The organism is Microcoleus harperi Pol14_C6 (assembly GCF_036701295.1).
Classification (GTDB): Bacteria; Cyanobacteriota; Cyanobacteriia; order Cyanobacteriales; family Microcoleaceae; genus Microcoleus.
Window position 1 is genome coordinate 63,590 of the sequence record NZ_JAUBQN010000008.1, and the last position, 16,150, is coordinate 79,739.

Sequence of the window (16,150 nt, forward strand, 5' to 3'; positions counted from 1 at the left end):
TCCCCCGCTTTCGGTCAATCTCATGCCGAAAGGCCCGATCGCCCGTAAAATGCTATCAAAGGGATTTGGCAAGTAGCGCTCATCCCAATCATCTGTTAACTTGGAGATATTGTTGTGGACTTATCGCTAATTCCGGCACAGCCGAAACCAGGACTGCTCAACGTCCTCATCGAAATTACCGCCGGTAGCAAAAACAAGTACGAATTTGATAAAGACTTGCAAGCCTTTGCTCTCGATCGGGTGCTTTCTTCCTCAGTCCAATATCCGTGCGACTACGGCTTCATACCCAATACCTTAGCCGATGATGGCGACCCCCTCGACGGCATGGTAATGATGGATGAGCCCACATTTCCAGGGTGCATAATCGCAGCCCGTCCGATCGGAATGCTGGAAATGATCGACGGAGGTGACAGGGACGAAAAACTCCTGTGCGTTCCCGACAAAGACCCCCGCTATGCTCACTATAAGTCCCTCAAAGACGTAGCCCCCCACCGCTTGGACGAAATAGCCGAATTTTTTAGAACCTACAAAAATTTGGAGAAAAAAGTCACGGAAATTCTGGGTTGGCAAGATGTCGATCAAGTCATGCCCTTAGTCGAAAAGTGCATCGCAGCCGATCGCAAATAAGCCCTTAGCCCGCACTCCTCGACTGCAAGCCTACTAAAAACTCAGGGGGCCGAACATAAGGCGATCGCTGCACGTCTAGGGATGCAGTCGAGGAACGGGTAGCTAGAAGGTCAAATCAGTGGTGAATGCCGAGTCACCGGAACGGCATTCCTCAAAACCTTGCCCTGGCCCCAATCTGGAAAAAAATACTACTCCTAGAGTCACATTAAGCGCCAATTCTACCGCTGGGGAATACGTTTTACGTTTGATAAAATTTTACCCGAACACTCGAGTTCGGCGCTATCTTAATCTCAGAACAAAGAACACGCCGGGCAGTTCGCATGATGCAAAAAATAATCTCTCAAGCGTGACATCTCCTACACGAACCGATAAGGTTGAGAATTCTAACAGCCCAACTATTCGGCACTCGGATGTTTACCCGATAAAGCGCTTTATAGTACGGATTGCTAAAAACTAAAAACTAAAAAGTAAAAACTAAGATTTCAACTCCCAAATTCCTGCCGCCAAAACTAAAAAAAATGCCAGATTCCGCACCCTCTCTACCCAATCCACAGCCTTCCGATGGCAAAGCCACAATGGAAAATAGTCCTTTGACCGAGTTTGTCGTTCAGTTTTGGGGCGTGCGGGGCAGCATCGCCACCCCCGGCACCAAAACACTGCGCTACGGAGGCAACACCTCCTGTGTAGAAATGCGCTTGGGTAAAAAACGCCTGATATTTGACGGTGGTACGGGCCTGCGAGTTCTCGGCCTCAACCTGCTGCGCCAAATGCCCGTGGAAGCCCATATGTTTTTTAGTCATACTCACTGGGATCACATTCAAGGGTTTCCGTTCTTTACTCCCGCTTTTATCCCAGGGAACTGCTTTCACATTTACGGTGCGATCGCGCCCAACGGCACTACCATCAAACACCGTCTTGCCGACCAAATGCTACACCCCAATTTTCCCGTCCCCATCCAGGTAATGCAGTCAGACCTCAAATTCAACGATTTGACGCCTGGGGATATTCTCGAACTCGACGATGTGAAAATAGAAACGGCATTGCTCAACCATCCCAACACTGCGATCGGATATCGAGTCACCTGGGAGGGACACACGGCCGTCTACTGTACGGATACAGAACATTTTCCCGATCGCCTAGACGACAATGTGGTACACCTAGCTCGCAACGCCGACGTGCTGATTTACGACGCCAACTACACCAACGAAGAGTATTACGACTTCAAAACCCCTAAAGTCGGCTGGGGACACTCGACTTGGCAAGCAGGAGTAGAAGTAGCGAAAGCTGCTGGAGTCAAAAAAATCGTGATGTTTCACCACGATCCGGGTCACGACGACAATTTTCTCGATCGTACAGAAGCAGAGGTGCAGGCAGTTTTCGCCAATAGCTGCTTAGCCCGCGAAGGCATGAGCATACCAGTGATTTAACCAAAAATAAATTCTGAATTATGAAACACGAAAAACCCCGCAAACGTCGCAGAGTAGGCTTGCGGGGGCTTTACTCAACGTTTTTAGTATTGATAATACTCTGTTGTACCTGCGGCGGATGGGTTGCAGCTCAGACTGCTTATTCTGGCACTCCCGCACGACTGGCTCAGGTTTCTTCGATCGAGGATACTGGTACGGTCGATCGTATCCCCGAACGCTACCAACTCGGACAGCAACTGTACCTAGAAAACTGTGCCACCTGTCACATTGCTTTACCGCCCCAAGTATTACCTACAGAAACTTGGCGCAGATTGCTGCAAGATTCCCAACACTACGGACAAACCATCAAACTGCTAGTAGACCCGCCCCGCATCCTGGTGTGGAACTACCTGCAAACTTTTTCTCGTCCCCAAGCAAAAGACGAAGAACTCGCCTACCGAGTCGCCAGTTCTCGCTATTTCAAAGCATTGCACCCCAAAGTAAAACTTCCACAACCGGCAAATATCAGCAGTTGCGTTACTTGTCACCCCGGCGCGTCTCAATACAATTTCCGCAAGCTTACCGCCGAGTGGCAAAACTCTCCGTAACGAATATTAAGTTCGTAATTATATCCGAGTGCGAGCGAGACGCTCGCGCTAACCAAAAAACGGCGATCGCATTCTGAACTAGAGACTTATCCAAAGTGTGGGTGCGCTCTTTCAATTCATGCTTACTGGGCATCACACCTTAGAAATAATATCAACTTCGGTAGCATCAAAATTAATCTTACTCACAGTCAGGACACCGCGAGTGCCTAAGTCCCTACCCCGATTAATTGTAGGGACTTAGGCACTCGCGGTGTTCTCTATATCATTCCGATGCAACCGGAAACGATATAACTCTCATCAATAACTCTGACGGCTAACGGTGAAGCTGTGCGACTGCCGATAACGTCTGTTGCCAAACCGACCAAACTTGCTAGTGGGTTCCAAGCGAGTGGTTAGCTGCTGCTTGAGTGGCATAGAAGTAAAAAATCTGTGCCTTTAACTACTTTTTGAGCAATTGTTATGATATCTTAACTTTACCGGAGGCTAGTTCCGACAATTTAAGAAGCCTGGTTATCAAGTAACCTAATTTATGATTGACAGTAAAAAAATTCGACTGAAATGGGAAAGTTATTGGTTTAAAACCTTTGGGAGATGGCGCTCGTGTGCATTGACCTGCCCAGTAGACAGACCTCATCCACGGCATATTGTTTGGAGTTGGATTGGCAGTTTTTTGGCAATTACTGCAACGTCCTATCTTGCTGTAAAAACTAATTCTCCTTTACTAATGGCTCCGTTTGGCGCTACAAGCGTTCTCATCTTTGGTGTCCCTGACAGCCCTTTGGCTCAACCCCGGAATGTCATTGGGGGCAATTTCTTAGCTGCTCTCACCAGTTTAATGATTCTGCATTTTCTCGGTTCTTCTCCCTGGGCGATGGGAATGGCTGTTTCTAGTGCGATCGGAATTATGCAGATTACCAGAACTCTACATCCGCCTTCGGGAGCAGTGGCCTTAGTCGTCATGATGACCAAACCAGACTGGCAATTTTTGCTAACACCTGCTTTTGAGGGCTCAATAATCTTGGTCTTGTGCGCCGTCATCTTTAATAATTTAGCGGCAGAAAGGACGTATCCCCAGCACTGGTTATAGGAAATAAGCTGAAAACCCTGTGACTTCAGTCCAGGGAAGGGCGATCGCGGGAAACTTTAGTCTCCCAGTCAAATCCTTGCTTCATCAGCAATACGAGTTATTCTCTCGTCCTTCCTTCGGGAGCACTACCAAAAATCGAGATGCTCCCTCGATTCCGACTTCCATCGAACTTCTTTCTTCCATCCGTTACATCCCGATCGCGTGCAACGGAAGCCGAACTTCCTTCTGCTAGATCAATCAAAAAAAACGGACGGATCGGCGGAAGGTCGAGATCCCTTTTGAAAGCGTTCCCAGGACTCCTTTAACTGAGCCGGCGCTGGATTTTCGCGATCGTAAACCACCAGCACATTCGTCAAATTCCGGCCCGGCGGCAATAAAATCTGCCCCTGATGAGCCAAACCCGCCGAAGCGCCCCCGTCCAAATTCATCGCTTCCAAACAGCCGATCGCTTGCATAACTTTAGCTTCTTCTTCCAAAGACAAACTATCAAGAAAAGTCACCAAAAATAACTTATCTCTGGAAGCCGGAAAGCCGATCGCCGTTCTCGAACCCACGCCCAAAACATGAGAATCTTTAAAACCTTCCGATAAAGGAGACAGCCAAACTTTCCCCCCTTTAACCAATCTCGGCCCGCAAGTCAGAGAAAACCAATGTTGACTCCAATCCGGCTTACCTTCAGTTCTAGCCGTCACCATTTCCAATTGATTTCCCGCTTTAATTCCCAAAGTCGTGCCGTAATTTTCCCAGCGGCTGTATTTCAGAAACTTACCGGCCGCCACCATATTTCCCAGCACAGATTTCTGCTCATCTTTACCAAAAAAAGTCCCGTTAGCAACAACAGCAGCCCGGTAACGCGCTACCATATTTTCAAAATGTTCGTCACCCTGCGTTAGTTTAGAAGTATTTGCAAAAGCTGCATCATTAGCTAAGCCAATTGTGAGATAAATTTCCGGGTCTGCGAGGTCAATAGTTGTGAGATAAAAACTTGCGCCAGCTACAGTTTTTCTGCTGACTTGTACAGGTTTTGCTTGCTTAGCAGAATGTTTGATAATTTGAGGTTGAGACGGCTGCACAGCAGGAGAAGTTTCGGGAGATTTTACAATAGGATTACTCGGCAGAGGTTGATTGGTCTTTGCTGATTTTACAACGGGATTGCTGGGCAGATGTTGAGGAGTTTGATTTGATTGTATACTTGATAAAAAAGCGAGTGACTTTTGCCACAGTTGACCTGCGAGAGTCAAGAAACTCTCTCGGTTTTGGGCGATCGCAAAATAGTCAGCCGCAACCCGCGCCAAAGCTATGCCCGTTAAAAATAAAAAAGTGCGCCGCAGCATCGGGCGACAACCTTCAGACTGTTTGCGTTTAGACATAAAAAAATCTCAGCTAGGATAGCGAACAGTTTTCTATGGCTGTGACTACAATGGGCGATCGCGCTAATTCTGAAACTACCAGTAGCAAGGTGCGCTGCGGCGCACCTTACCACTAATTCAAAACTCAAAACTATTTCCCTAGCCGGTATTCCGCATCCCTGCAGCAATACCATTAATCGTCAGCAGAGCTCCCCGCAACAATTCACCCTTGCTGTAACGCGAGTGAATCACCCCCGGAACCCCGCCACTTCCGTGCTGGCGCAAGCGTTTCAGCAGCGAAACTTGCAACAAACCCAAAGGCACAATCGTCGCATTTCGCAACTGCACCGAACGCTGCAGCGACGGATCTCCATCCAACAAACGTTGGTGTCCGGTAATCGTTAAAACCAAATCGCGAATCAAGTGAAATTCGGCAGCAATTTGATCGAATAAAGCCTTAAAACGCTCCTTTTCATCCGGCAAAGCTAACTCCCGCACGTAGTGTTCTGCAATTTGCAAATCCACCTTAGATAAAGTCATTTCCACCTTAGAAATTACCATTCTAAAAAATGGCCACTTCAAGTAGAAATACTGCAAAAGTTTCATGTGTTCTTCCGGTTCCTCCAGCAAAAACTCTTGCAAAGCTGTGCCAACACCGTACCAAGAAGGCAGCAAAAAGCGGCTTTGAGTCCAGCTAAAAACCCACGGAATTGCTCGCAAACCGCTGATGTCTTTTTTGCCACCCCGCCGGGCCGGGCGAGAACTAATCTGTAACTGGCTGATTTCTTGAATCGGGGTAACTTGGTGGAAGAAATCGACTAAATCCGGCTGTTCGTAAATTAAATGGCGGTAGTGCGATCGCGATCTCACCGACAACTCTTCCATAATCTCATTCCAAGGGTCGATGCCATCGAAACCAGTGTGCAGCAAACTAGCTTGAATTACCGCCGCAGCTACAGTTTCCAAATTGTAAAGCGCCAACTCCGGCAAAGAATATTTAGAAGCCAAAACCTCGCCTTGTTCGGTAATCTTAATTCGCCCGCTAATACTCTTTCCAGGCTGAGCCAAAATAGCCTTGTAAGCAGGACCGCCACCGCGCCCTACAGAACCGCCTCGGCCGTGAAAAATCCGCAACTCTACATTGTATTTTTCCGCAACCATTTGCAAAGCCTTTTGAGCTTTGTGGATTTCCCAATTGCTGCTGAGGAAACCCGAATCTTTATTGCTGTCCGAATAGCCCAGCATCACCTCTTGCAATTTGAGAGTTTCAATTGAACCTTGGATATTTTCTGCGTTTTTTTCCGCTAATTCCTGCGCGTATCCTCCTGTTAGTAGAGCCATATAAAGCGGTAATTCAAATAACTGCTGCATTACTCCCGGCGCTTTTTTCAAATCTTCCACTGTTTCAAACAGAGGAACTACTTGAAAGCTGCTAATTCCAGTCGCCGGGTCGTAAAGTCCTGCTTCTTTTGCTAACAACAAAACCGCCAGCAAATCGCTGACATCGTGACTCATGCTGATCACGTAAGTTTGGCAAATTTCCGGACCAAACTCCTGGTGCATTTGCCTCAATATTCGGAAGGTATTGATCGTCTCGCAAGTTTTGGGAGAAAAGGGTAATTCTGCTGGAATTAAAGGGCGGCGAGTTTGCAGTTCCGTTGCCAGCCAAATAATTCGATCGCCTTCCGACATTTGATTGTAAGACTTGGGCAAAATTTGCAAGTATTCAGCAATTTCGCTCAAAGCGTCGGAGTGTACTGTTGATTCTTGGCGGATATCTAGGTAAGCCAAATTAAACCCGTAAATTTCTACTTGGCAGAGCAGATTTTCCAAGTCCCGACAGCTCAAACCTGTTTCCACTAAATTGTGCTCGATGAGCTGCAGCTCGGCTAAAAACTCAGCGCCCGATCGATAAAGGCCCGTCATTCCGGGATGTTCTGACAAAGCTTCGCGTTCCCGCTGCAACTCGTCTCCTTTGTAGAGCCGCCAATTGCGATCGCGGGTATTTTCCAGCCGCTGCAGCACGTAAGCCAGCTTCAATCGATAAGGTTCTTGGCGGTAGCGGATCGCCCACTGCTCGTAAACCTCCGGAAATTCGGATCTGTCGCGATCGAGAGATTCGAGCAATTCCGGCAGTACGTCGCTCCAGTGCAGCGACAAACTCAACAGTTCGTTCAGCCGCTTCACGGCGTTGATGTACTTACACAGCACCAAATGGCGCTGATAGCAAGCGGTTTGCCAAGTAACTTTCGGAGTCACAGAAGGATTGCCGTCTCTGTCGGAACCTACCCAAGAACCGAATTTGCAAAAATTGTAACTCGGCGGTTTCAGGTAAGGATAAGAAGCGTGCAGCGCTTGCTTGAGTCGGTGGTAGAGTTCTGGAATTGCATCAAACAACACTTCATCAAAGTAGTGCAGAGTGTACTCCACCTCGTCAAGCACAGTCGGCTTGAACTGGTGCAATTCGTCAGTGCGCCACCAGAGGCGAATTTCTTCCATCAGTTGCTCTTGGAGAGCCGCCGCTTCCCAGCAAGACACCGGGTAGGGGCTTTGAGAGTCGGCCCCGATCACCTGAAATTTCTCGTCAACTTGGTCTAGCTGTTGGAGAATCTTCGCCATTCGCCGCTGCTTGGTGCGGATCGTGTGGCGGACAATTTCCGTCGGGTGAGCGGTGAATACCAAGCGGATGTCTAACTGATCGATCAAGCGCTGAATTTGCTGGCTCGGCACGTTCAAGCGCAGCAGCATCGGGAACAGTTGGTGAAAAGTGCCAGCATCTCGGGCGATCGTCTCGCTGCTGTCTGCATTGCTCAAAGCTGTTTGGGTGGGGCTTGGGCCTTCCCTGTGCCGCGGGCGATCGGGGGCATCCGTTGCTTGTCCTGGCAGCTTAGAAAAAATCCGCCCACCAGCATCATTGCTGCTAGTGTAAGCTAGCTGTTGGTCTCGCTGTTCGTAATGCTGTTCGACTATGTTGATTAACTGGAAATACAGTGCAAAAGCCCGAGCGGCGCGAATGGCGGCGTTAAGGTCGAGCTTTTCAATTAGCTGTACGACATTCGACTCGTGAAAGTGAGTGGCCTGTCCCTCGGCGGAATTGACCGATCGCATTTGTTGGAGCAAATCCACCAATTCCTGCCCGCACTCCTGTCGCAGCACCGATTCCCACAAGTCCTCTACTACTTTGAGGCGATTGCGCAGAAACAGGTCTGATTTTGAGTAAGCGGGAGAATAGGAAATAGATGTTGCATCAATAGCCTGTTCTGAAGACTGGAGGACTGAACTCATCGGGCTGTTCCTCAATAGCTGCGGGTGTCAAGAAAATTGTATGGTTTAGTTTCGCCTAAAACACTTTTGTTTGCAGTCAAATTTGAGACAACTTATTGCAACGTAGAAAGTAGAAGGCACTTATGTACAAAGTATAAGGAAAGATTAATTCTTAGGCCACAGATTGTACCTATTGTCAAGCTTTCATATCAGTTGACTTGCGATTTTAGATTTTAGACGCTCAGCCTGAGACGTTCGGCGAGCGCTCAGTTGAGTCGCGCTCAGTCGAACAATTTTAGATTTACTCCAAAGATGAATCTGGGAAGTTAAACTAGGGTCGAAAATTTTTATCTCTCCACGACAGGAGTCGGGGGCTGGTATCCCTTTTTAGGCGGGGTCAAAAAATTAAACTTCTAGCTGCAGCATCCTTCCTTGGTCTTTCTAGTCGTGTGATTGAGGAAAGTTGAGCACGGGGAGGCGCGACCCCCGAAAGACTTCTTCGCTTTCAACGCCGATCGACGCAACAAACTCAGCAGCAGCTTTAGCCACCACCAACCCGCCTAGCATAGGTAAGGCGACCAAGCTCAATAAAATGTCTGAGGGAACTGGCAACTTTGGACTGTTAGGTGTTTTATTTTTGAGCAAGTCTTGGTTTTCCGACGACATAAATTTCTCCTGTGTCAATCCGTAATCCTCAGTTTACAAGGCAAACAATCATCTTGACTGCTGCTTTCTGACTAATGACTTCCGATCTCAAATCCGGTGACATCCGAATGATATCCTGCAAGCGATCGTCCCCGCGCAGCCAAGTCTATAAATATCTTCTCGCCAGATCTTAAGCTCGCACTCGGAAAAAACGCTTTGTATAAAATCGGGATGCTCCCCGAATGATCGTGCGACTCTCTCCGCGTAGCCCGACGAAACCACAGCACTACAGTCGGAAAATAATAGACATTTCCCGAAAAGCCAGTCTTGAACAGGCAGGATGCCTGTTCCACAAGAATAATGATAGAGGTCTAATTATTATTCGGATGCAAACGGAAACGATATGACTAATGACGAATAACTTATTGCTTGGCTTAAGTTGGACCTATCTGTGCCAAAATGTCGAGGTATTATCAAAAAAATATTCCCCAACGGCTCAAAGCCGACGGGATACAAGGCAAGACACTAAGTCCAGCATGGCTTAAACCAGACAAAACGGTTAGGCTCGGCAAATCAAATAATTGTCTGTAAAATCTGTAACTGTGCTATTTCTAGAAAACAAAACCAGCTTTGGCAAAATTTAGAGTTTCATGTTGAATGCGAACGGGAGCATATTGGCAGACAATCGATCGAGCGCGTCGCAGTGGGCACAAGAAGCTTTAGGGCTTCCCGAAGTTCAAGTACAAGCGCGTTTGCGGGGAAATCACCTGCACATTTTGTGCGAATCAGCGCAGTGTCCGTCTCAAGAATTGGTGACGGCGAGATTTACCAACGCCCTCGAACACACTGATTTAACGCGACTGCTGCCCGATCGACCTAAAATTTACCAGTTGTTTCTGTGCGGCCGCAAAATCGGTTCCCGACAAAATGACTGGACAGTCCGGCTCGATTGCAGCAGTCCCAAGCGACAGCAACAGCCACAGCAACCAGAACCAAAAGTTACCGAAGCGCCGCCGCCAGCGAGCTCCCCCGACGAAACGCCAGGAATCCCTAAAAGAGGCGGATTTTTCGGCAAATTTAAGAATGACAACCAGAAACTCAAACAGACACCAAAACCAGTAGAAACAGCGGTCCACCCGCCACAAGTACGAGAAGAACTGGATTTTGACGCCGAAAGTCTGCCGATAGCCTCCCGCATTCAATACCCAGAAGTTTTTGAAACTTCCCCCGTGACGATCGACACTTCGGCTGCTGCGACGCGGGAAGCTTTGGGTTCCGCCGTTCCCCCGCAGCAGAAAGCGAACCGTGGCGCGGTGGCTTTGATTCAATCCCCCGAAGCTGACTCAGGCGAGGGCGATCGCGATGGAACATTGACGGTTTCGCCGGAAACGTTGGCGCGCCGGGGCTATCCAGATGCGATCGCCAGCTATCTCAGCGAAATCCTCGGCCCGATGGGAGTTTCGGTAAAAGTCAGCATTCGCGAAAAAGAACTCAAAAGCAACCGAGAAACCCTGCCGCTGAACGGGCAGGAAAATATCAAGCCCAAAGAACGGCGGTTGCTGGTGCTGTGCGAGTCAGCTTACAGCCCCGACCCCTCATTGCTGGCCGAACCCATCGCCGGCAGGCTGCGGAAACTGCAACTACAGGATTTCCGGGAAGCCGCGATCGCCAGCCAAGTCAGCGGCGAAGCGAAGCCGGACTGGCTGCTGCGGGTGGATTTGACTTCGCCGGACAAAATTCTCAAGGAATGGGCCAGGTGGGGAGACGTACAGTCGATCGCCAAACTGCTCAACCAACACTTGGCTGCATCGAGAGTTGAAGTGCGGGCTACCCTCAAAGAAGCAACCCTCCACCTGTTTTGCAGCAAAACTGCCAAAAAAGGACAAAAGCCTAAACGGCAAGAATACCCGGACAAGCAGCAAACCACCGACGCGATCGCCCCTTTGTTAGCCTCCTTTGCGCCCCAAGGCATCCGCGCAGCTACTATCTACGGCGTAGAACCAGCCAAGGACTCTCAGGCGGCGCCGGAGTCCCCCGTGTGGATAGACTGGGTGGACTTGCCTGCAGCCCACCACCCCGACTTGGCTGCAAACGCTAGAACGCTGGCAGTCGAGGGCGACCAATTGGCTCTGACTTTTTTATTGAACAGGTTGCTCAACCCCAATCTCAGACGCAAGCTGGAAACAGGAGGGATTCGGGCTGTCGTGCTGCAAAAAGCCAACGTGCTGCACGTTATGACTGAAGCTCTGACTTGCCCTTCTCAGTCGAAGGTAGGCCCGCCGGTGGCGAAATTTTTGCGACACTTACAAATTCCGGGAGTGGCAGGGGTGCGAGTCTACGGACGCCGCGCGGGCCAGAAACTTCCCCTGTGGCGCTACGCAATCGACCTCAGAACGGCTGTTGGCGAGGAATCAGCGGCACCCGCACCGGCTCCCTCCCAAGTGGCTGTGTTGGAAAAGGAACCGGTGCCGGAGTTTGCGCCGGCCGAGGATGGGAGTTTTTCGGGTTTGGGCGACAACTTGGTGTTCGATGCTCCGATGCCCAACTCCTGGCGGCCCCGCTTCAAAATCAGACTCCCCGGATACAATCTGGGCGAGCAGTTAGTTCAAGCTGCGGTGCAACCGCTTGTAGCTTCGGGTTTGTTTGTTCCCAACGATGGTTTATCAACGAATGCTGCTGCGCCGGGGGGCGTGAGAGCCGATCGCGCGGCGGGAATGGCTTTGATTTGGGCGATCGCCGGCTGTCTGCTGGCTTTCAATACCGATTGGCTGCTCGGTCTATTTCTACAATCTGCGACTGTCAGTCAAGCTCCTAGCGTCTCCGAAGTTTGTAAGGATCAAAATTGTCAAAATCCCTCTCCTAAGCCTGTGGGCGACGTTACAGCCTCACTTCCGAAGGAAACCCCGAACCCCGTTGCCCCTGCTGATGAGGTGAATTTGCCTCAAATTCCGTTGCAGCCGTCGCCGTCGGCGAACCAGCAAGAGGCTTTCAATGGTTCTGGGTTTACGAAACCGGGAAATACTAGCGTTCCTGTAGTTGATGTTTCTGCTCCTCCGGTGTTCCCAACTTTGAGGAGCGAGCAGCTTGACGCTCAGATAGCGCGCTATCAAGAGTACATTCACCTGCACAAAAAACCGCCGGATATTTTAATTGTCGGTAGTTCGAGGGCGCTGCGGGGAATCGATCCGGCGGTTTTGGAAACCGCTTTGGCAGCTTCGGGCTACCCGGGGCTGAGGGCTTACAATTTTGGGGTTAATGGAGCTACTCTCCAAGTTGTAGATTCGATCGTCCGCCGGATTTTGCCGCCGCAACAACTGCCGAAATTGCTGGTGTTGGCGGACGGGGCGAGGGCTCTCAACAGCGGGCGGCCGGATTTGACTTTTAGTGCGATCGCTTCTTCGGAAGGTTACAGGCAATTGAGCCGGGGTAGTTTTCTGATCCGCACCAATCAATTAGAATCCGAAACATCGAACGAAAGCGCCAACAATCCGGTGGCGACTGCCACTGAATTGGTGAACAATTTGGGACAAACTCAAGCTAACGTTCAGCAATTGGTGAGTCAAAAGTTGGTTGAGGGTTCTGCAATTTACAAAAAGCGCGATCGACTCAAAGGGTTTTTGCGATCGATCGTTAATCCCTCAGCGCCTGTGGCAACCGACAGCCCTCAAACCGCAGCCCAGGGTGAGCAAACAACTGAAAATGCCCAGCCCACTGCTGTGAGTAAACCAGTCAGCGAGTATCAACCAAATGGCTTTTTGCCGATCGATATACGCTTCAATCCCGATACTTACTTTCAGAAGCACCCGAAAGTATCTGGCTATTACGACTCCGACTATCAAGATTTTAAATTGGTAGGCGAACAAGCTCTAGCACTCAAAAATCTGATCGAATTTACCAAGGTTCGCAACATCAATTTTGTGTTTGTGAATATGCCTCTGACTGAAGATTATTTAGACCCGGTGCGGACTGGTTACGAACAAGAATTCCGGCAATATATGCAAGAATTAGCAGCTCAAAGCGGACTAATTTTCCTAGATAAGAGTTTATTGTGGCCGCAGGCGCGGGAATCTTTTTCCGACCCCAGCCACCTCAACCGTTACGGTGCTGTTGCAGTTTCTAAGCGGTTGGCTCAAGATCCCATGATTCCCTGGCCGGCGAAACAATAGTTTTGACTTTTGAGTTGTGAGTTATTTTAGAAGTTAAAGGAGTCCAGCGTTGCGAGTGTGGCGCGGGTATCTCAAAACTATTCTTTCCGGCCATTGGATACTGAAAATGAAAAGATTGATATTTCCTGAAAACCCCAAAAATCTACAGATAAAAAGTGGCAGAAAAAATCTGCCTTTGATATTTTTTATATTATCTTTAGCATTTTTCTGCTTCAGTTTTTATAAAGGTTTCTGGTTGCCTTTTGCTTTATCCTCTGGGCCGCCCAGCAACGAACAAAGTAGCGAGCAGCAAACTCTGGCACCCTTTGAACAGGTTGTTAAAGACGCGCAAAAGTTAGAGGGATTATTTACCCTTTACCGCAATCAAGCAACTGATAAAGTATATCTGGAGATTAAACCGGAACAACTCAACAAAAAGTTCCTGTGCTTTGTGACATTGGCATCGGGTTTGGGGGAAGCGGGCATTTTGAGCGGAATGCCGATCGGCGATTTCTTGTTTCAACTGCGGCGCGTCCAAAATAACGTGCAGTTTGTGATACCAAATGTAAATTTTCGCACAACTCCGGGCGATCCGCAAGCAGGTTCGGTAGCACGGGGATTTAGCGACTCGATTCTCTATTCTTTGCCTCTCAAAAGCATTCATCCGCAAAGACAAACTCTACTAATCGATTTAGGAGATTTGCTAATGAGCGAAAAACGCGATTTACCAGGGGTAAAAGCGATTTTGCCGATGATTTTGGGTTCTTCTTACTCGATCGATGCAGACAAGTCTTCTTTTAAAGATGTTAAAGCGTTTCCGCTGAATGTGGAGATTGCTTCTGTCTATGGTTTTTCTAGCGATAATGACAGTGAAGTTAACTATTTACCTTCGGTTCCTGACAGTCGGGCTTTTAACCTCCGCATTCACTACAGTTTCTCGGAAGTTCCACTAAATAACGGCTACCGTCCCAGACTTGCGGACGAGCGAGTGGGCTATTTTCTTACAGCATATAAGGACTTTTCTGACAAGAGCAGCCGGGAGCCTTTTGTGCGCTATATCAATCGCTGGCATTTGCAAAAGCAAATCCCGACGGCGCCGATGTCGTCGCCGGTACAGCCGATCGTCTTTTGGATTGAAAATAATGTGCCTCCCGAATACCGAAACGCAATTCGCGAGGGCGTTTTGGAGTGGAACAAAGCTTTTGAAAAGGCAGGTTTTACTGAGGCAATTCAGGTCAAACAAATGCCGGACAATGCTAAATGGGACCCGGCTGACGTTCGCTACAATACTATTCGCTGGTCGAGTTCTTTGGAGCCTCAGTTTGCCGGCATCGGGCCGTCTCGCACTAACCCGCTGACGGGGGAAATTTTGGATGCTGACATTCTGTTGGATGCTAATGTTGTCCGGGAAATCAAACAGGGTTATCGGTCTTTGGTGGAACAAAATCGCTCGCTATCTAAGAGTTTTCAAGGGCGAAACGGTTCTAATACCAATCCCTGTCAGTTTGGGATGTATTCTAGATATTTGAATGTGCTAGAAAATGGGGATTTAGGAAAAAGCAGCGGGGAAAATGATCGAGGTGGAATTGCTGATGATTTGCCGACTTTGGTAGAAAGATACCAAGAGCAAAAGCGATCGCCTTTATCGCGGTTGGTTTCGAGTTCGGATATGTGTTTTGGGTTGGAATCGAGCCGGCAGTTTGCGATGGGGGCAATGTCGATGGAACTGTTGGAAAATGCAGCGCCTAGCAGTGGGACGATTGACAATTATGTTAATGAATATATCCGATTTTTGACGGCGCACGAAGTCGGTCATACTCTCGGTTTGAGGCACAATTTTCACGGGAGTACGATGCTGCAACCGGAGGATTTGAACAATACTCAGGTAACTCGCACGCAAGGTATGGTGGCGTCGGTGATGGATTATGTGCCGATTAATTTGGCACCGCAGGGAACTGTGCAGGGCGACTATTTTCCCAGGATTGTAGGGCCTTATGACGATTGGGCGATCGAGTATGGTTACAAGGTGATGGGCGGCCCAAACCCGAACAGCGACTTACCAGCGCTGCAACAAATTGCCAGCCGCGCTGCGGAACAGCAATTAGCTTACGCGCCGGATGAGGATTCTGTTGATATTCTCGATCCCGCTGCGAATACTTTCGATCTCAGCGCTAATATGCTGAGGTACTCGCAATGGCAATTGGATAATGCTAGGGCGATGTGGAAGCGTTTAGAAAAGCGAATTCCGGTTGGGGGAGATGGTTATAACGAACTGCGGGTCATGTTTGATTCGGTGTTCGGGTATTATGTTCAGCAGGTGATGAATGCTACTTTATATGTGGGGGGACAGTCGTTTAATCGGATTCGCCCTGGAGATACTAATGCGAAGTTGCCGTTTGTGCCGATCGAACTTTCTCAGCAGCGAGAAGCTTTAGCAACCCTTGAAAAGTACGTTTTTGCACCGGATGCGTTTAGTTTTGCGCCGGAGTTGCTCAACAAATTGGCGCCTTCGCGCTGGGAGCACTGGGGAAGTCCGGCTTTGGTGTTTCCTCTAGATTACCCGATCGGCGATCGAATTACTTTTTTGCAGCGGTTTGTGTTGCGGGTTTTGCTATCTCCGACGCGGCTGGCGAGGCTGCGGGATGCCGAGTTGAAATCAGCGCCGGAAACTGCTTTGAGGTTGCCGGAAGTGTTGGATACTGTGCAAAAGGATATCTGGCAAGAAGTTTTGCAGCCGGAAAAGAAGATGCAAATTTCCACTTTTCGGCGTTCTTTGCAGCGGGAACATTTAGCAATTTTGATCGGAATGGTGCTGCGAAAAACCAGTGTTCCAGAGGATGCGCGGAGTTTGGCTTGGTATGAGTTGCGGCAGTTGCGGGAGGGTTTGAGTAAGAGTATTCGGAATTTGGATCGGAATGCGGATGCTTATACGCGGGCTCATTTGGAGGAAACCCGCGATCGTATTTCTAAGGTTTTGAATTCGCAGATTCAGTCGAATTAATTTGGGGGTTCAGAAACC

At 49.0% G+C, this 16,150-nt stretch carries 10 protein-coding genes; 7 read left to right on the plus strand and 3 right to left on the minus strand.

Features of this window, described 5'->3' with window-relative positions; translation table 11 throughout:
- Positions 1-114 precede the first annotated feature (114 nt).
- The 5 genes from QUA27_RS08715 (at position 115) to QUA27_RS08735 (ending at position 3,960) form a co-directional block, all read left to right on the plus strand.
- The gene (locus QUA27_RS08715; protein ID WP_006634582.1) at positions 115-627 is read left to right on the plus strand and encodes an inorganic diphosphatase; all 513 of its coding nucleotides are present in this window, start codon (positions 115-117) and stop codon (positions 625-627) included.
- Between the two features lie 518 nt (positions 628-1,145).
- Complete coding sequence (locus tag QUA27_RS08720) at positions 1,146-2,054, plus strand: MBL fold metallo-hydrolase (RefSeq protein ID WP_333067462.1); 909 nt, start codon at positions 1,146-1,148, stop codon at positions 2,052-2,054.
- A 20-nt stretch (positions 2,055-2,074) separates the two neighbouring features.
- Positions 2,075-2,641, plus strand: a complete 567-nt coding sequence (locus QUA27_RS08725; protein WP_333067463.1) for a diheme cytochrome C — start codon at positions 2,075-2,077, stop codon at positions 2,639-2,641.
- Positions 2,642-3,170: 529 nt separating this feature from the next.
- Entirely contained in the window at positions 3,171-3,728 is a 558-nt protein-coding gene (locus QUA27_RS08730; RefSeq protein WP_333067464.1) for an HPP family protein, read from the plus strand.
- 19 nt (positions 3,729-3,747) lie between these two features.
- On the plus strand, positions 3,748-3,960 hold the full coding sequence (locus QUA27_RS08735; RefSeq protein ID WP_333067465.1) for a hypothetical protein: 213 nt from the start codon (positions 3,748-3,750) through the stop codon (positions 3,958-3,960).
- Position 3,961: 1 nt separating this feature from the next.
- Here the strand turns inward: QUA27_RS08735 and QUA27_RS08740 are convergent, their stop codons facing one another.
- From QUA27_RS08740 to QUA27_RS08750, 3 genes are all read right to left on the minus strand, one after another.
- Positions 3,962-5,098: a phosphodiester glycosidase family protein gene (locus tag QUA27_RS08740; protein WP_333067466.1), complete on the minus strand. Its 1,137-nt coding sequence runs from the start codon at positions 5,096-5,098 to the stop codon at positions 3,962-3,964.
- A 138-nt stretch (positions 5,099-5,236) separates the two neighbouring features.
- Positions 5,237-8,362, minus strand: a complete 3,126-nt coding sequence (gene ppc / locus QUA27_RS08745; RefSeq protein ID WP_333067467.1) for a phosphoenolpyruvate carboxylase — start codon at positions 8,360-8,362, stop codon at positions 5,237-5,239.
- 420 nt (positions 8,363-8,782) lie between these two features.
- A complete protein-coding gene (locus tag QUA27_RS08750) occupies positions 8,783-9,007 on the minus strand; it encodes a hypothetical protein (protein WP_333067468.1) in 225 nt (74 codons plus the stop codon).
- A gap of 629 nt (positions 9,008-9,636) precedes the next feature.
- On the opposite strand from QUA27_RS08750, the gene QUA27_RS08755 reads away from it, so the two are divergent.
- Both QUA27_RS08755 and QUA27_RS08760 read left to right on the plus strand, forming a co-directional pair.
- Positions 9,637-13,152 (plus strand): hypothetical protein, encoded by a 3,516-nt coding sequence (locus QUA27_RS08755; RefSeq protein ID WP_333067469.1) that lies wholly within the window; start codon positions 9,637-9,639, stop codon positions 13,150-13,152.
- A gap of 106 nt (positions 13,153-13,258) precedes the next feature.
- On the plus strand, positions 13,259-16,132 hold the full coding sequence (locus QUA27_RS08760; protein WP_333067470.1) for a zinc-dependent metalloprotease: 2,874 nt from the start codon (positions 13,259-13,261) through the stop codon (positions 16,130-16,132).
- Positions 16,133-16,150 lie beyond the last annotated feature (18 nt).